Raw genomic sequence first — 15,921 nt, 5'->3', positions numbered from 1 at the left:
GCGGGTGACAGGACGCCATCCGATGATCGCTCACAGCGAACATGCCCCTGGGAACATCTCGGCGCTCACAAGCATTGAGTCGGTACAGCTCAACTTGAATGCCGAAAGGGAGATCATGGCTACTGAGTCCGCCTCGTACATTTCGCTCACTCTGCCTGTGCTGCCGCTCGACGACGAGGTGGTCCTGCCCGGCATGGTGGTCCCGTTCGACCTGTCCGATGCCGAGGTACGGGCCGCGGTGGAGGCCGCACAGGCCGCCGCCCGTTCCGATGGCGACAGCAAGCCGAAGGTGCTGCTTGTTCCGCGCATCGACGGGACGTACGCCGCGACCGGCGTCCTCGGCACCGTCGAGCAGGTCGGACGGCTCTCCGACGGCGACCCCGGCGCCCTCATCCGCGGCCGGAGCCGTGTGCGCATCGGCGCGGGCACGACCGGGCCCGGCGCGGCCCTCTGGGTCGAGGGCACGAAGGTCGACGACGCCGTGCCGGAGCCCCTGCCGGGCGCCGTCACCGAGCTCGTCAAGGAGTACAAGGCGCTCGCCACCAGCTGGCTGAAGAAGCGCGGCGCCTGGCAGGTCGTGGACCGCGTCACACAGATCGACGACGTCGCCGCGCTCGCCGACAACTCCGGGTACTCCCCGTTCCTGACCACCCAGCAGAAGATCCAGCTCCTGGAGACCGAGGACGCGGTCGCCCGCCTCAAGCTCGCCACCGAGCAGCTGCGCGAGCACCTCGCCGAGCAGGACGTCGCCGAGTCCATCGCCAAGGACGTGCAGGAAGGCGTGGACAAGCAGCAGCGCGAGTTCCTGCTGCGGCGCCAGCTCGACGCCGTCCGCAAGGAGCTGCGCGAGATCAACGGCGAGCAGGAAGGTGAGGAGTCCGACGACTACCGTGCCCGCGTCGAGGCCGCCGACCTCCCCGAGAAGGTCCGTGAGGCCGCCCTCAAGGAGGTCGACAAGCTGGAGCGCGCGAGCGACCAGTCGCCCGAGGGCTCCTGGATCCGCACCTGGCTCGACACCGTCCTCGAACTGCCGTGGAACGAGCGCACCGAGGATGAGTACGACATCAAGGGCGCCCAGGAGATCCTGGACGCCGAGCACGCCGGGCTCCAGGACGTGAAGGAGCGCATCACCGAGTACCTCGCGGTGCGCAAGCGCCGCTCGGACCGCGGCCTCGGCGTCGTCGGCGGCCGCCGCGGCGGCGCCGTCCTCGCTCTCGTCGGCCCGCCCGGCGTCGGCAAGACGTCGCTCGGCGAGTCCGTGGCGCACGCCATGGGCCGCAAGTTCGTGCGCGTCGCCCTCGGCGGCGTACGCGACGAGGCGGAGATCCGCGGCCACCGCCGTACGTACGTGGGGGCGCTGCCCGGACGCATCGTGCGGGCCATCAAGGAGGCCGGGTCGATGAACCCCGTGGTGCTCCTCGACGAGATCGACAAGGTCGGCTCGGACTTCCGGGGCGACCCGGCCGCCGCCCTCCTCGAAGTCCTCGACCCGGCCCAGAACCACACCTTCCGCGACCACTACCTGGAAGTGGAACTCGACCTCAGCGACGTCGTCTTCCTCGCCACCGCCAACGTCCTCGAAGCCATCCCCGAGGCCCTGCTCGACCGCATGGAACTCGTCCGCCTCGACGGATACACCGAGGACGAGAAGGTCGTCATCGCCCGCGACCACCTGCTCCCGCGCCAGCTGGAGCGCGCGGGCCTCGACAAGGACGAGGTGGTCCTGGACGAGAGCGCGCTGCGCAAGCTCGCCGGCGAGTACACGCGCGAGGCGGGCGTGCGCAACCTGGAGCGGTCCGTCGCACGGCTGCTCCGCAAGGTCGCGGCCCAGCACGAACTGGGCGACCGCGAGCTGCCCTCCACCGTCAAGGACGACGACCTGCGCGGTCTGATCGGGCGCCCGCGTCACGTGCCGGAGTCCGCACAGGACCCGGCGGAGCGGCGCACCTCGGTGCCGGGCGTGGCGACCGGGCTCGCGGTCACCGGGGCGGGCGGCGACGTGCTGTTCGTGGAGGCCTCGCTCGCGGACCCGGAGACGGGTGCGTCGGGGCTCACGCTCACCGGTCAGCTCGGCGACGTCATGAAGGAGTCGGCGCAGATCGCGCTGAGCTTCCTGCGCTCGCACGGCGCCGAACTGGAGCTGCCGGTCGGCGACCTGAAGGAGCGGGGCGTGCACGTCCACTTCCCCGCGGGCGCCGTGCCGAAGGACGGCCCGAGCGCGGGCGTCACCCTGACGACCGCCCTCGCGTCGCTGCTCAGCGGCCGCCTGGTCCGCACGGACGTGGCGATGACCGGTGAGATCTCGCTGACCGGCCGCGTCCTGCCGATCGGCGGGGTGAAGCAGAAGCTGCTCGCCGCGCACCGCGCCGGGATCACCACGGTGATCATCCCGAAGCGGAACGAGCCGGACCTCGACGATGTCCCGGCCGAGGTCCTGGAGAAGCTCGACGTGCACGCGGTCACGGACGTGCGCCAGGTGCTCGAACTGGCGCTCACGGCGGCCGAGGTGAGGATCCCGGCTGCCGCGTAGGACCGCACGAAGAGACGGCGGCCACCTCCGCACCGGGTGGCCGCCGTCCGTGCGCTCAGCCGTTGGCGAGCGCCACCACCCGGTCGAGGGCGCCGTTGAACTTGTTGTGGTCACCGACCGTCGGGCCCGACGAGGTGTACTGCCACATGGTCTGGAAGCCCCAGCCGGCCGGGAGTTCGCCCGGGCTCGTGTCGTAGCGGGCGATCCAGAGCGGGTTGCTCGCGCCGAAGCCGCTGTAGTTGCCGGTGCACTGCTTCCACCAGCTGGTCGCGGTGTAGATGACGGCGTCGCGGCCGGTGCGCGCCTTGTAGGTGGTCAGGAAGTCACGGATCCAGCTGACCATCGCGGACTGGGACTTGCCGAAGCAGGCCGCGCCGTACGGGTTCCACTCGATGTCGAGCGCGCCCGGCAGCGTCCTGCCGTCGCGCGACCAGCCGCCACCGTTGCTCGCGAAGTAGTTGGCCTGAGTGGCGCCGCTGGAGGTGTCGGGCGTCGCGAAGTGGTACGCGCCGCGGATCATGCCCACGTTGTACGAGCCGTTGTACTGCTGGGTGAAGTAGGGGTTCTTGTACGAGGTGCTCTCGGTGGCCTTGACGTAGGCCCACTTCACCCCGCTGTTCCAGAGCGTCTGCCAGGCGACGTTGCCCTGGTGGCTGCTGACGTCGACGCCCTCGGTCTGGGCGGCGTCACCACCGGACGGGCGGCCACCCTGGCCGTCGTGTTCGATGACGCCCTGGCCGAGGCGGGCGGTGCCGCGCTCGGGGACGTCGTCCGCTCGGGCCGCCGTGGGGAGCGTCAGGAGGAGGGAGAGGGCGGACAGTGCTGCGAGGAGAACCCCCGCCGGCGACAAGCGCGAGCGGCGGGCCGGTCCGGGTCTGTGCACGGGCATGGGCGTGCCTCCGAAGGCCTCGGTGGTGCTCGGTGGGGACCTGTCGACATGCAGTGGTGTGAACATGTCATGTAAAACGCTACGCACGTAGACCGCCGCTAGGGAAGAGGTCCCGAGTTCTGCCGTTGGTCCACTCCTGTGGCGGTGGCACCGGAGCGGCACCGCCCGGACCTTGCGAAATACTGGTCAGACCGCTGCCGCCACGGCCGCGGCGCGAGGGCCTTCGGGCGATAACTTTCAGAGTCGGGAAAGCGGGACATGGGTGCTGCAGAAGAAGGCGTGAAGCCCGGCACGCAGGGCGACGACGGGCGCGAGACCCGGCAGGCGCGGGGAGAGGACCGCGAGTTCCTCTCCCTGGAACGGGAGTTGTCGCTCCTGCTGCGCCGCGCGCGGGCCTCATCGGGCGAGATGGCGCGGCAGGTCCACCCCGACCTGGAGCCCGCCGCGTACGGACTGCTCGTCTGCCTGGACGACTCCGGCCCGCAGCGGGCCACCGACCTCGCCGCCTTCATCGGCGTCGGCAAGGCCACGATGAGCCGCCAGTTGCGGGCCCTGGAGGAGCTCGGCCTCGTCGCACGCGAGCCCGACCCGGCCGACGGCCGCGCCTGGCTCATCCGGCTCACACCCGACGGCCGCACCCGCTTCCGCACGGTGCGCGCCGCCCGCCGCGCCCGTTACGTGCGGCGGCTCGCGAGCTGGGAGCGCACGGAGGTCGCCGAACTCGCCCGGCTGCTCGGCCGCCTGAACGCGAGCGCGGAGAACTGACGACAATCCCGGACCGGGTACGTCACCACTCCGCGTAGACGACCGCCGCGTCGTCGTGGCGCTTTCCGCGCGGGAAGGCCAGGCGGTCCGGATCCGCGCGTTCCAACTCCCGCACCCGGGAGACCAGATGCCGCGGCCCCTGCTTGCGCAGCAGCGCGAAGCAGTCGGCCCAGTCGCCCTCGCGGAAGGTCTCGACCCACCGCCCGGCCCCGTCGGTCAGCGCCGCCACCGCCGTGACGTCAGCCCGCGGCAGCTCGCCGACGACCGCGCGCAGGGCGGCCGAGGGGTCGGACGCGGCCGTGAAGAAGCCGTCCTCCGCGTTGCGCAGCGCCTCGACCGCCGTTCCGTAGGCACGGGCCGCGACGTCCCGTTCGGCGGAGCCGCGCGGCAGGGCGCGCACCTGGTCGCGCAGGGCCTGCACGGTGGGCGGCAGTTCGGCGAGGCGCCGGTCGAGGACGGCCGTCACCTCGCCGTCATTGCCCGCGATGAGGAGCGCCGAGTCGGACAGGACGAGGTGCTCGACGCGCTCCTCGTCCCACCGCACGAGCACCACGGTTGCCTGAGGGGTGCGCGGGTGAGAAAGGTCACAGGTTGAACCATGTGCTTCGGCGGTACGCGTGATGCCTGCCGCCAGGACCTCAGTGAGCGTCATATCCCGGCGTGAAACGGACAGTTCCCCCAGTGCACCGCCCAGACGCGCCGTGAACCAAGGGACGGAATGCGGACAGCCCACCGACCCCTCGGGCGGGGTCACACCATCCAGGAGGACGAGCGATCCGCCCTGTCCGGACGCGGGAAGCGCGACCGACGCGTAGTCCTCGTTGGGGCGTGCGGGGTCACCGGGCTCGGTGGCGAGTTCGATACGCATCCGGCCAGTCTGCACGAGGCCTTCACAGGGTCCACCGGAAGCCGCGAAGGGGTCACGGAGGGCCACGAACGGGCGGTGCGGGCGCCGGATTCGACCGGAATGATCACCTCCGTCAGGGGTGTGGCGGCGCATCCTGCCAAAGCCGGTCGGAGACGTCCAACCGGCGCACCGCGGAGGCCCTCCGGCGGCCGTGCCGGGACTTGCTCGCCAACTCCCCGCCGATGTTCACTCCTTCGGGTGGCCAGGCAGGCGATGCGCGACCGCCACCAACCGGCACTGGAAAGGTCAGGAGCCGTACCGGGGGAGCGCTCGTGTTGACAGGTCGTCACCCGGGCCAAGGGCAGACGAAAACAAGAATGCGAGCACCGGTGCAGAAGATGCGGCCTCGGCGCAAAGGCAAGCAGACGGCCCCGGAAGGGGCCACGCCGGGCGCGACGACTCCAACCGAGCATGTGCCGGAGCGCACGGGCACGGACGCCTCCGTGCCCGAAGCCGCGGCGCCGCCGGTCAACAAGGCGCCCACCGCGCGTGTGCGCAATCGGCTGATCGTCGCGGTCGCGGTCGTGGCCGCCGCCATCGCGGGCGCGGGCGCGCCCGCCGTCCTCGCCGCGTCCGGCGACCTGAACGACACGCAGAACCTGGTCACCCTCGCCGAACAGACCCAGCAGGCGGTCTCCCTCGGCCACTCGCTCGCCGACGAGCGGGACGAGGTCACCACCTTCATCGCCGCCGGACGACCCCAGGACAAGGGCCTCTCCCAGAGCCGCAGCGCCCGCGTGGACCGGCAGATCGACGAGCTCCGCGGCGCCGACGCGCCCGCCGGACTGCGCGGCGACCTCGCCGACATCGCCGCCGTGCGCAGAGCGGCGCTCACCGGCAAGAGCACCGCTCTCGAAGCCCACGAGGCGTACACCAGGGTCATCGCCGAACTGCACGGCCTCACCCGCGACCTGGCCGAGAAGCTGCCCCCCGAGGCCAACCAGGGCGCCCTCGCCCTCTCCGACCTCGACCACGCCGTGGAGCAGGCCGCCGCGGCCCGCGGCCTCCTCCTCGCCGCCCTCGCCCTGCCCCGCCCCACCGGCACCTCCACCGTCGACCCGGTCACCGGCCTGCCGACCACCGTCACCGAGGAGTCGCCGGCCGACGCCAAGCGGCGCGACGAGCTCAGCTCCGCAGCCCAGCGGGCCCGCGTCCGCGAGCTGGCCGCCCTCGCCGACTTCCGCGACGCGGCGAGCGACCCGGCCCGCGCCACGTACGAGTCGACCGTCACCGGCTCCGAGGTCGGCGCCGCCGAGAAGTACCTGGAGCGCCTCACCGACCAGCCGAAGCTCTCCGCGGCCGAGCGGCGCTACGACAGGAAGAAGGTCGACGCCGCGCTCTCCGCCCGCATCGAGACCATGCGCGGCGCCGAGTCCGCGCTCGGCGTCGAGCGCACCAAGCAGCTCGCCCAGCTGCGCGACGACGACGTCACGGCGCTGGAGATCCGGATCGCCCTCGTCGGCGTCTGCCTGCTCGTCGCCGTCGGCGTCGCCATGGGCGCGGCCCGCACGCTGACCCGCCCGCTCGCGGTCCTGCGCCTCGGCTCGGCCCGCCTCGCCACCGAGCCCGCGCCCCAGGAGCCGATCCGCTTCACCGGCCGCGACGACGAGTTCGCCCAGGTCGTACGCTCCGTCAACGCCCTGCACGGCCACGCGGCCGCCCTCACCGAGCGCCTCGCCACCCTCGAATCGGACCGCAAGCACCTCATCGGGCAGCGCCAGTCCATGGCCGACGAGCGCGCGGCGCTGCGCGAGGAGCTCGCCGAGGCCTCCGCGCACCTGGAGCGGGTGCGCCAGTCCATCCACGGCACCTTCGTCAACCTGGCCCTGCGCACGCTCGGCCTGGTGGAGCGCCAGCTCGCCGTCATCGAGCACCTGGAGGACCGCGAGCAGGACCCGGACCGCCTCGCCACGCTCTTCAAGCTCGACCACCTCGCCACCGTCATGCGGCGGCACAGCGAGAACCTCCTGGTCCTCGCCGGCGCGGAACACGGCCACCAGCACCCCGGTGCCGTCCCGCTCGTCGACGTGGTGCGCGCGGCCGTCTCCGAGATCGAGCGGTACGAACGCGTCCGCATCGCCACGCTGCCGCCGCACACGCACGTGGCGGGCTTCGCCGCGGACGACATCAGCCACCTCACCGCCGAACTCCTGGAGAACGCGACCTCGTTCTCGCCGCCGGACTCCTCCGTCGAGGTCTCCGGCTGGCTCCTGGAGAACGGCGAGGTCATGCTCTCCGTCCAGGACGAGGGCATCGGCGTCACCCAGGACCGGATGCGGGAGCTCAACGCCCGCCTCGCGGACTTCGACCCCGACGACGCGTACGACCAGGAGAGCGGGGACGGCCTCGGGCTCGGCCTCTACGTCGTCGCGCGGCTCGCCGCCCGGCACGGGGCGCGGGTGCGGCTGCGGGACCAGAAGCAGGGCGGGGTCGCGGCGGTCGTCGTGCTGCCCGAGGGCATCCTCGCGGACGCGCCCTCGCAGGCCGCGGTGGTCACGCCGCCGCGTGCGGGGGAGCCGCTGACCCATCTGCCGGGGTCGGAGGCCGAGGCCAACTCCAACGTGCTTCCGGGGCGGCTGGCCGGCGCGCCCGGCGAGGACCCGCTGATCGCGGCGGCCGAACGGACCCTGGAGACGGCACTGCCCTCGCCGTCCCCGGAACCGTCCCCCGACGCGGCCCCCGAGCAGTCCGCCGAACCGGCCCCCGAGCAGTCCACCGACTCGGACCCTGAGCAGTCCGCCGAACCGGCCCCCGAGCCGTCCGTCGAACCGGCCGGTGAACCCGCTCCCGAGCCCTCCCCGTCGCCCGAGACGACCATGGAGCTCACGGCGCCTCCCGTACCGGAGGAGACCGAGCCGGAGCCCGAGCACACGGAGCCCGGCCCCGAGCCCGACTCGGCACGGCCCGCGCCCCCCAAGTGGGAGCGCGTCACCGACAAGGGCCTGCCCAAGCGCACCCCGAAGATCACCGCCCCCGCGGCCGCCGCGCCCAAGCCGCGTAGCGGCTCCGTGGACGCCGAGGCACTCCGGCGCCGCCTCGGCAACTTCCACCAGGGCGCGATCAGCGGCCGACGGGACGTGGAGGCCGAGATCTCCGGTGATCACCCGAGTGATGACTCGGGTGATGAAAAGAATGAACGAGCCGCAGACGTAATGGGGGACCCAGTCGAGGAGGCAAGCAGTTGACTGCGCCCATGCGCACGCCCAGTTCTTCCGCCGAACCCGCCACGTACGGCCTGAGCAGGGAAGCACGCAACCTGCACTGGCTCCTGACGAACCTGGTGGAGGAGGTGCCCGGGCTCCTCTCCGTCGCGGTCGTCTCGTCCGACGGGCTGCTCCTGCTCTCCTCCGACCCCGGGCGCAACGCCGAGCGCCCCGCGGAGAAGCCGACGGGCCCCAAGGGGTCGAGCGCCGACCTCGCGACCATCGTGTCCGGGCTCGGCTCCCTCACCATCGGCGCCGCGAAGCTGATGGACGGCGGCGGAGTCAAGCAGACCGTCGTCGCGATGGAGGAGGGCAGCCTCTTCGTCATGGCGATCAGCGACGGCTCGCTGCTCGGCGTGCACGCCACCCCGGACTGCGACATGAGCGTCGTCGCGTACCACATGGCCCTCTTCGTCGGCCGCGCCGGGCACGTCCTCACCCCCGAACTCCGCAGCGAGCTGCGCCAGTCGATGGAGAGTGCCCGATGAGCAGCAGCCGCAGCAGCAAGACGCCGAAGCTGCCGCAGCGGGGCGGCGACCGAAAACCCGCCCGCGTCCGCCCCTACTCGCTGACCGGCGGCCGGACCAGATTCGGGCACGTGCTGCTCGTCGAGACGTTCGTGGCGAGCAACGCCGCGATCGAGGCGCCCGACGAGCGCCTCGAACTGCCCAAGGGCACGCTGTCGAAGGTCATGCCGGAGATGCGGGCGATCGTCGAGATCTGCCGTCGCATGCGCACGGTCGCGGAGATCGCGGCGCTCCTCAAGATGCCGCTCGGCGTGGTCCGCGTGCTGCTCAGCGACCTCGCCGACCAGGGAAAGATCCGGGTGTACGGAACGGGCCACGGCCCGGGTGCGCCCGACCGCGCACTGCTGGAAAGGGTGCTGAGTGGACTCCGCCGTCTCTGAACTCCTCGAGAACGAGGGTCAGTTGCAGGCCTGGCAGACGGACAGGTCACGTGCCCCGATCGCCACGAAGATAGTGGTGGCGGGCGGTTTCGGCGTCGGCAAGACGACACTGGTGACCGCCGTCTCCGAGATCACGCCCCTCCAGACGGAGGCGCTGATGACGCAGGCGAGCGCCGACACCGACGATCTGAGCGGGACCCCGGAGAAGACGACCACGACGGTCGCCATGGACTTCGGCCGCATCACGCTCGACGACGACCTGGTGCTCTACCTCTTCGGTACGCCGGGCCAGCAGCGGTTCTGGTTCATGTGGGACGACCTGGTGCGCGGCGCGATCGGCGCCGTCGTGCTCGCCGACACCCGCCGCCTGTCCGACTGCTTCCCCGCCCTCGACTACTTCGAGAGCTGCGGCCTGCCGTACGTCGTCGCGGTCAACCACTTCGACGGCAGCGAGAAGTTCGAGGTGGCGGACGTGCGCGAGGCCCTGACGGTGCCGCCGCACATACCGGTACTGATCATGGACGCCAGGCAGCGGATCTCGGTCATCGAGTCGCTCCTCGCCCTGGTCGGCCACGCGCTCGACGCCACCCCTGAGTAAGACCCCGAGGAAGTAAGAAGGACCCGCATGCGGAAGATACTCGTCGTCGGAGCCGGCCAGTCCGGACTCCAGATCGCCCTCGGACTCCAGGCACAGGGGTACGAGGTCACCCTCATGTCCAACCGCACCGCGGACGAGATCCGGTCCGGCCGGGTCATGTCCACGCAGTGCATGTTCCACACGGCGCTCCAGCACGAGCGCGACATCCAGGCGAACTTCTGGGAGTCGCAGGCCCCGAGGATCGAGGGCGTCGGCGTCTCGGTCGCGGGCCCCGACGGCGCCCGCGTCATCGACTGGGTCGGCAAGCTCGACGGGTACGCGCAATCCGTCGACCAGCGCGTGAAGATGGCCGGCTGGATGGACACGTTCGCGCAGCGCGGCGGGCAGCTGGTCATCCACGGCGCGGCCGTCGGTGACCTGGACTACTTCTCGCGCACCTACGACCTCGTGCTCGTCTCGGCGGGCAAGGGCGAGCTGGTGTCCATGTTCGAGCGCGACGCCGCCCGCTCGCCGTTCGACGCCCCGCAGCGCGCGCTCTCGGTGGCGTACGTGCACGGCCTCGGCCCGCGCCCCGAGCACCCCGAGTTCGACGCGGTCCGCTGCAACCTCGTGCCCGGTGTCGGCGAGCTCTTCGTCATGCCGACGCTCACCACGTCCGGCCGCGCGGACATCCTCTTCTGGGAGGGCATACCCGGCGGCCCGCTCGACGTCTTCCAGGGCATCAAGGACCCCAGCGAGCACCTGGCGCTCACCCTCGAACTCCTGGAGAAGTTCCTGCCCTGGGAGTACGCGCGCGCCACGAAGGTCGAGCTGACCGACGCGGGCGGCACGCTGGCCGGGCGGTACGCCCCCACCGTGCGCAAGCCGATCGGGCGGCTGCCCAGCGGCGGGCTCGTCCTCGGGGTCGCCGACGTCGTCGTCGCCAACGACCCCATCACCGGCCAGGGCTCCAACTCGGCGTCCAAGTGCGCCGCCTCGTACATCTCCTCCATCGTCGACCACGGCGACAAGCCCTTCGACGCGGAGTGGATGCAGTCGGCCTTCGACCGCTACTGGGAGACGGCGCAGCACGTCACCAAGTGGACGAACGCGATGCTGGGCGCCCCGCCGGAGCACGTCCTGAACATCCTCGGCGCGGCCGGTCAGCTCCAGCCCGTCGCCGACCGGTTCGCCAACGGCTTCAACGACCCGGCCGACTTCGAGAACTTCTTCTTCGACCCGGAGAAGGCCGCCGCCTACCTGGAGTCGGTCGCGCCCGGCGCCTGACTCCTGCCGTACCCGATGTCACTGCCCGAGGTGGCGCCCGCGGGCAGCTTCGGCGGCGTGTACCCGCGCATGGCCCGGCCCCCGGGGTCGGGCCGCACGGCGCCGAGGACCGGGTTCGCCGCGATGGGCGAGACCTTGACACGGGTGCCGGGGCGCGGTGCCTGGACGACCTTGCCGTCGCCCAGGTACACCGCCACGTGCGTGGCCTTCGGGAAGTAGACGACGAGGTCCCCCGGGCGGAGCTTGTTCAGGGGAATGCGGCGCAACTCCTTCCACTGCTCCTGGCTGGTCCGTGGGATCTTGCGGCCCGCGTGCGCCCAGGCCCGCTGGGTCAGCCCCGAGCAGTCGAACGCCTTGGGTCCTTCGGCGCCCCACTTGTAGGGGCGGCCGATCTGCCGCACCGCGTAGTCGACGGCGGTGTCGCCCTGCCGTGACGGCGCCCGTTGCGCCGGGCTGCCGCCGAGGGCGCCGGACGCCAGGAACTTCTCCTGGGCCTGCGCCGTGTCGGCCTCCTCCGCCTGCCGCAGCGCGGCCAGCTGCTCGACGGTCAGCGAGGACAGCAGCCCCTCGACGTCGCGCAGCTGCCCGTCGACCCGGTCCCGCTGCCGCTTCTGCCGGGCGGCCAGGGCGGCCTGGGAGGTGAGGGCCCGCTTCGCGGCTCCCGCGAGATCACCGGCCTTCCGTTCCCCGCCGGTCAGCCGCTCCACTGTGGCGGCGCGGCCCGCGGCGGCCCGCTGCAGCACGTGGCCCTGGTCGAGGGCGCGCTGCGGGTCGCGGGCGAGCAGCAGGCGCATGTACGGGGAGAGGTTGCTGCTTCCCTGGTACTGCTGGCGCGCGAACCGGCCTGCGTCGCTCCGGCTGTCGCGCACGGAGGCGCGGGCCTTCGCCAGCTCGCGGTCCAGGGCGGCGGCGTCGGCCCGCTGCTTCTTCAGCTTCTCCGCGGTGGCGTTGTACGTCTCCGTGGCCTCCTCCGCGGACCGGTACAGCCGCTGAAGCTCCGTCAGGAGCTGGGTGACAGGGCGCTCTTCTGGCCCCGGGGCCTTGGGTGCCGCGTGGGCGGGGGTCGCGGTGGTGCACAGGGCGCCGAGGGCGGCCCCTGTGCAGACCCACCGCAGCAGTGTGTCTGACACGTCATCACCTCCGGTGCGCGGAGGGCTCTCCTGCGCGCAGGGCGAGCATCCGGCGCGTCGGGGGTGCACGCCTCCCGGCGGGGTGCGGTCGGCGCAACGAGGGTCACCCTTGCAGGGGTCGTCGGCGTGGCGATTTGCATCCCCACGGTTTCCGCCTGCGGGCGGGTGGGGGTTGCTCGCGCAGTTCCCCGCGCCCCTGGGTCGTACTTCGTCCCGTGTCCCTGAAGTGACCCCGCGATCAGGCACCCACCGCCCCTGGGCGCCCGGAGGGGCGCTTCAGGGGCGCGGGGAACTGCGCGGCCAGCCCCCACGCTCCCGCAGGGACCCACCGTCCCGGGGGCCCGGGGGCGTCTAGGGGCGCGGGGAACTGCGCGATCAGCCCCCACCCGCCCGCAGGAATCACCCTCCGGGGGCCCCGGGGCTTTTGGGGGCGCGGGGAACTGCGCGGTCAGCCCCCAGCCGGCCGCGGGGGAAAGCCGTCAGCGGGGACCCTGTTTTGACCACGGCCACTTCAGGCCGCTTCCCTTGTCGCCCTCCGGGTCGAACTCGTACCGCCACCTCGCGCCCGCCGAGCGGACACGGCGGTAGACCAGGACGGTCGGAGGGCCGCCCGCGTCGTCGGGCACGGGGACGCGGTAGACCTTCGGGGGGTGTCCGGTCGGGCCGAGGAGGATCGGCAGGACCCGGCCGTCCAGGGGGCCGTCCACGAACGGGGTGTCTTCGCTCTTCACGCCCCCAGTGTCACAGCAGGTGCGCCGCGTCGGCGACCACGGGCAGCACCCGGCGGGCGAGCGCGCCCACGGGCCCCTCGGGCGTCTCCAGGGTCAGCGCCCGGCGGACGACCTCCGCGGTCTGCGGGTCCCGTCCCGCCGTAGCCACGAGCACCGCCATGAACTGCTCGACGAGCATGTCCCGCAGCTCGTCGAGCGGCGGCTGCTTCTCCTCGTCCAGCCAGATCAGGGACGCCGCCTCGACCGCGGTGATCCACATGCGGACGGTCATGCGGAGGCGGGGCCCCGGCTCGGGCACGTCCAGGTGGCTGAGGATGTGCTCCGCGGCGGCCCTGCGCACGCCGTCCACGATGGCGGAGGTCCGCGACGTCTCCACCACGCTGCCGCCCTGCAACAGCGCGCTGAACCCCGTGTCGTGCTGGTCGACGAAGGCCAGGTAGCGGTCGAGGGCGCGCGAGAGGCGCCGCGTGAGGGGGCCCTCCGGCGGCTCGGCGAAGCACTGCTCCAGGTCGTCGGCGGCGGACCGCAGCGCGGCCTCGTACAACTGCTGCTTGCCGCCGGGGAAGTAGCGGTACACGAGCGGCCGCGAGACGCCGGCCGCCTCCGCGACGTCGTCGAGGTTGACCTCCTCGGGCGCGCGGTGCGCGAAGAGGGTGAGCGCGGAGTCCAGGAGCTGCCGCCGCCGCGCCTCGACGCTCAGGCGGCGGTACGCGGGCGTGGTGGCGGCAGGCGAGGTCATGCCTCGCAGCGTAACCCGGGGTGCGTCCCCGTAGGGGCGCGGGGAACCGCGCGACAAGCCACACGAGACCCGCGGCGAAGGACTCAGGCCAACAACCCCGAAGAGCGCCAGAGCCGTCGGCCGACTCCTCGCATCACACCGATGTCGTCCAGGAAGTCCGTGAGCCGCTTCGCGCCCGTCTGCATGACCTCCCTGCGGTGCCCGCTCGCCTGCACCTGCGCGACGGCCTCCCTGCGGTCCAGGCCGACGTTCGTGTAGACCTCGGGGTTCACGAAGGCGAGGGAGAAGACGCGGGCGGCCTCGCCGCAGCTGAGGCGGGTCAGCTGGCGCTCCCACGCGGGGGCGGTCACCATCTGGCGCCGCAGCTCCTCACGCGCGTACCGGACGTGGCGGGCCTCCTCGACGACGTGGATGCGGGTCACCCCGCGCACCAGCGTCTGGACGCGCTCGTCGGGGAACGTGAGGCGCTGCATCCAGTCGAGGATCTCCTCGCCGAGCAGCGTGCAGGCGAACGAGCCGGGGGTGGTGGAGACCGTCTTCAGGACGCGCGCGAGGTTGTGGTTGAGGCGCGTGACGGGGTACGTCGGGGCGCCGCCCTTCTGGATCATCCGCGCGAACATCATGGAGTGCCGGCACTCGTCGGCGATCTCGGTGAGCGCGTACCGCACGTGGTTGCTGGTCACCGACTTGTCGTAGATGTGCCGCACGAGCAGCTGCATCAGGATGATCTCGAACCAGATGCCGAGCGAGGCGAGGGACGCCGCCTCGTGCCGGGCCAGGTCGAACCGCTGCTCCTCGGACATCCGCTTCCACATCGGCGTGCCGTACAGGGAGACGAGCTCCGGCGGCCAGAACCACTTGCCCTCTTCGAGCGGCGCGTCCCAGTCGAGTTCCTTGTCGGGGTCGAAGGAGTGCTTGGCGGACGACTCCAGGAGCCGCAGGGCGACCTGCTCCCGGTCCTTGAGCAGTCCGAGCGCGTCCCGCAGGCCCTCGAGCGAAACGTCTTCCGTCACGGTCGTCATGACTGTTCCTGACTTGTCGCGGGTTACCGGCGGTCATCTCTTATGAGACTGCCTGTCAGCAAGGCCGTCAATCCCTTGCGCACGACTTGTTGACCGCTTGTCCAGTAGCGTGTGAGCCTGCCGTCATGGCGACGCACGAGCTTTACACCAGTCCACCGGACGGGCTCAACTGGCGCGTACCGTCCGCCAGTTCGGCCCGCTTCAGCTGGGAGTACGACGAAGGGCGCGACCGCCTCCTCGCTCTCTACCAGAAGGGCAAGGACAAGCAGTGGGACGGCGCCAAGCGCATCGCGTGGGACCTGGAGGTCGACCCGCTCGACCCCCTCGGCACCCCCGACGAGTCGATGACGCTCTACGGCACACCGCACTGGGCGAAGATGACCGACCGCGACAAGGGTGAGCTGCGCAAGCACTACGCCTCCTGGCAGTTCAGCCAGTTCCTCCACGGCGAGCAGGGCGCGATGGTGTGCGCGGCCCGCATCGTCGAGTCGGTCCCCGACCTGGACGCGAAGTTCTACTCCGCGACCCAGACCATGGACGAGGCGCGGCACGCGGAGATCTACGGCCGCTTCCTGCACGACAAGATCGGCATGCTCTACCCGATCAACGACAACCTCCAGGCGCTGCTCGGCGACACCCTCCGGGACTCCCGCTGGGACATGCCCTACCTCGGCATGCAGGTCCTCATCGAGGGCCTCGCGCTCGCCGCGTTCGGCATGATCCGCGACACCACGGACAAGCCGCTGCCCAAGCAGATCCTCGCGTACGTGATGCAGGACGAGGCCCGGCACGTCGCCTTCGGCAGGATGGCGCTGCGCGACTACTACAAGCAGCTCACCGACGCCGAACTGCGCGAGCGCGAGGAGTTCGTCATCGAGGGCTGCTACCTGATGCGCGACCGGCTGCGCGGTGACGAGGTCCTGGAGAACTTCGGCATCCCCGAGGCGCAGGCCCAGGAGTACAGCGAGCAGTCCGAATTCCTGTCCCTCTTCCGACAGTTGCTCTTCTCCCGCATCGTGCCCTGCGTCAAGGACATCGGGCTGTGGGGCAAGCGCCTGCAAGAGGCCTACGTCGACATGGGCGTCTTCGAGATGGGGAACGCCAACCTCGACCTGCTGATGGCCCAGGACGAGGAGATCGCCGAGAAGCTGGACGCGGAGCGCTTCGCGGCCGAGGAGCACGAGCGGGTGTCGGAGGTGCGGGACGCGATCGCTTCCGGCGAGGCGGAATAGGG

Annotated in this window: 14 protein-coding genes; 8 read left to right on the top strand and 6 right to left on the bottom strand. The window is 71.7% G+C overall.

The genetic code is table 11. From position 1 onward, the window contains the following. The first annotated feature begins 115 nt into the window (after positions 1 to 115). A complete protein-coding gene (gene lon / locus DEJ48_RS12730) occupies positions 116 to 2,530 on the top strand; it encodes an endopeptidase La (protein WP_150216235.1) in 2,415 nt (804 codons plus the stop codon). A gap of 55 nt (positions 2,531 to 2,585) precedes the next feature. Here lon and DEJ48_RS12725 read toward each other — a convergent pair whose 3' ends face one another. After that, a complete protein-coding gene (locus DEJ48_RS12725; protein ID WP_150216234.1) occupies positions 2,586 to 3,419 on the bottom strand; it encodes a lysozyme in 834 nt (277 codons plus the stop codon). Between the two features lie 258 nt (positions 3,420 to 3,677). Between DEJ48_RS12725 and DEJ48_RS12720 the strand changes: the two genes are divergently transcribed. Next, positions 3,678 to 4,184 carry a MarR family winged helix-turn-helix transcriptional regulator gene (locus DEJ48_RS12720; protein ID WP_150216233.1) on the top strand — a complete coding sequence of 169 codons (507 nt, stop codon included), beginning with the start codon at positions 3,678 to 3,680 and terminating at the stop codon, positions 4,182 to 4,184. Positions 4,185 to 4,206: 22 nt separating this feature from the next. On the opposite strand, the gene DEJ48_RS12715 is transcribed toward DEJ48_RS12720, so the two are convergent. Next, a complete protein-coding gene (locus DEJ48_RS12715) occupies positions 4,207 to 5,052 on the bottom strand; it encodes a protein phosphatase 2C domain-containing protein (protein ID WP_190537366.1) in 846 nt (281 codons plus the stop codon). 356 nt (positions 5,053 to 5,408) lie between these two features. Here DEJ48_RS12715 and DEJ48_RS12710 point away from each other — a divergent pair, with 356 nt between their 5' ends. Genes DEJ48_RS12710 through DEJ48_RS12690 form a run of 5 tightly spaced genes read left to right on the top strand, consistent with a single transcriptional unit; the run spans position 5,409 to position 11,065 of the window. After that, on the top strand, positions 5,409 to 8,276 hold the full coding sequence (locus DEJ48_RS12710) for a nitrate- and nitrite sensing domain-containing protein (RefSeq protein ID WP_150216232.1): 2,868 nt from the start codon (positions 5,409 to 5,411) through the stop codon (positions 8,274 to 8,276). An 8-nt stretch (positions 8,277 to 8,284) separates the two neighbouring features. Then, positions 8,285 to 8,782, top strand: a complete 498-nt coding sequence (locus tag DEJ48_RS12705; RefSeq protein ID WP_150172192.1) for a roadblock/LC7 domain-containing protein — start codon at positions 8,285 to 8,287, stop codon at positions 8,780 to 8,782. Next, the gene (locus DEJ48_RS12700; protein WP_150216231.1) at positions 8,779 to 9,201 is read left to right on the top strand and encodes a DUF742 domain-containing protein; all 423 of its coding nucleotides are present in this window, start codon (positions 8,779 to 8,781) and stop codon (positions 9,199 to 9,201) included. The genes DEJ48_RS12705 and DEJ48_RS12700 overlap by 4 nt, the downstream gene beginning before the upstream one ends. Beyond that, positions 9,182 to 9,799, top strand: coding sequence for a GTP-binding protein (locus DEJ48_RS12695; RefSeq protein ID WP_150216230.1), 618 nt, complete (start codon positions 9,182 to 9,184; stop codon positions 9,797 to 9,799). The genes DEJ48_RS12700 and DEJ48_RS12695 overlap by 20 nt, the downstream gene beginning before the upstream one ends. Before the next feature lie 27 nt (positions 9,800 to 9,826). Continuing rightward, positions 9,827 to 11,065, top strand: coding sequence for a styrene monooxygenase/indole monooxygenase family protein (locus tag DEJ48_RS12690; protein ID WP_150216229.1), 1,239 nt, complete (start codon positions 9,827 to 9,829; stop codon positions 11,063 to 11,065). On the opposite strand, the gene DEJ48_RS12685 is transcribed toward DEJ48_RS12690, so the two are convergent. The 4 genes from DEJ48_RS12685 to DEJ48_RS12670 all read right to left on the bottom strand — a co-directional run bounded on the left by DEJ48_RS12685 (position 11,035) and on the right by DEJ48_RS12670 (position 14,687). Beyond that, complete coding sequence (locus tag DEJ48_RS12685) at positions 11,035 to 12,195, bottom strand: NlpC/P60 family protein (RefSeq protein WP_223832016.1); 1,161 nt, start codon at positions 12,193 to 12,195, stop codon at positions 11,035 to 11,037. The two genes, DEJ48_RS12690 and DEJ48_RS12685, sit on opposite strands and share 31 nt — an antisense overlap. 479 nt (positions 12,196 to 12,674) lie before the next feature. Continuing rightward, complete coding sequence (locus DEJ48_RS12680; protein ID WP_150216228.1) at positions 12,675 to 12,926, bottom strand: hypothetical protein; 252 nt, start codon at positions 12,924 to 12,926, stop codon at positions 12,675 to 12,677. A 10-nt stretch (positions 12,927 to 12,936) separates the two neighbouring features. Continuing rightward, entirely contained in the window at positions 12,937 to 13,665 is a 729-nt protein-coding gene (locus DEJ48_RS12675) for a TetR/AcrR family transcriptional regulator (protein WP_150216227.1), read from the bottom strand. An 83-nt stretch (positions 13,666 to 13,748) separates the two neighbouring features. Then, positions 13,749 to 14,687 carry an AurF N-oxygenase family protein gene (locus DEJ48_RS12670; RefSeq protein WP_150216226.1) on the bottom strand — a complete coding sequence of 313 codons (939 nt, stop codon included), beginning with the start codon at positions 14,685 to 14,687 and terminating at the stop codon, positions 13,749 to 13,751. A 125-nt stretch (positions 14,688 to 14,812) separates the two neighbouring features. On the opposite strand from DEJ48_RS12670, the gene DEJ48_RS12665 reads away from it, so the two are divergent. Then, positions 14,813 to 15,919 carry a ferritin-like domain-containing protein gene (locus DEJ48_RS12665; protein ID WP_150216225.1) on the top strand — a complete coding sequence of 369 codons (1,107 nt, stop codon included), beginning with the start codon at positions 14,813 to 14,815 and terminating at the stop codon, positions 15,917 to 15,919. Positions 15,920 to 15,921 lie beyond the last annotated feature (2 nt).

The organism is Streptomyces venezuelae (assembly GCF_008642315.1).
Classification (GTDB): domain Bacteria; phylum Actinomycetota; class Actinomycetes; order Streptomycetales; family Streptomycetaceae; genus Streptomyces; species Streptomyces venezuelae_D.
This window is presented reverse-complemented; position numbering and strand designations above follow the sequence as displayed.

Coding starts and splice junctions, on each gene's coding strand:
- DEJ48_RS12715 (WP_190537366.1), bottom strand. CDS start 5,052: ATGCGTATCGAACTCGCCACCGAGCCCGGTGACCCCGCACGCCCCAAC.
- DEJ48_RS12700 (WP_150216231.1), top strand. CDS start 8,779: ATGAGCAGCAGCCGCAGCAGCAAGACGCCGAAGCTGCCGCAGCGGGGC.
- DEJ48_RS12665 (WP_150216225.1), top strand. CDS start 14,813: ATGGCGACGCACGAGCTTTACACCAGTCCACCGGACGGGCTCAACTGG.
- DEJ48_RS12705 (WP_150172192.1), top strand. CDS start 8,285: ATGCGCACGCCCAGTTCTTCCGCCGAACCCGCCACGTACGGCCTGAGC.
- DEJ48_RS12720 (WP_150216233.1), top strand. CDS start 3,678: ATGGGTGCTGCAGAAGAAGGCGTGAAGCCCGGCACGCAGGGCGACGAC.
- DEJ48_RS12670 (WP_150216226.1), bottom strand. CDS start 14,687: ATGACGACCGTGACGGAAGACGTTTCGCTCGAGGGCCTGCGGGACGCG.
- DEJ48_RS12690 (WP_150216229.1), top strand. CDS start 9,827: ATGCGGAAGATACTCGTCGTCGGAGCCGGCCAGTCCGGACTCCAGATC.
- DEJ48_RS12710 (WP_150216232.1), top strand. CDS start 5,409: ATGCGAGCACCGGTGCAGAAGATGCGGCCTCGGCGCAAAGGCAAGCAG.
- DEJ48_RS12725 (WP_150216234.1), bottom strand. CDS start 3,419: ATGCCCGTGCACAGACCCGGACCGGCCCGCCGCTCGCGCTTGTCGCCG.
- lon (WP_150216235.1), top strand. CDS start 116: ATGGCTACTGAGTCCGCCTCGTACATTTCGCTCACTCTGCCTGTGCTG.
- DEJ48_RS12675 (WP_150216227.1), bottom strand. CDS start 13,665: ATGACCTCGCCTGCCGCCACCACGCCCGCGTACCGCCGCCTGAGCGTC.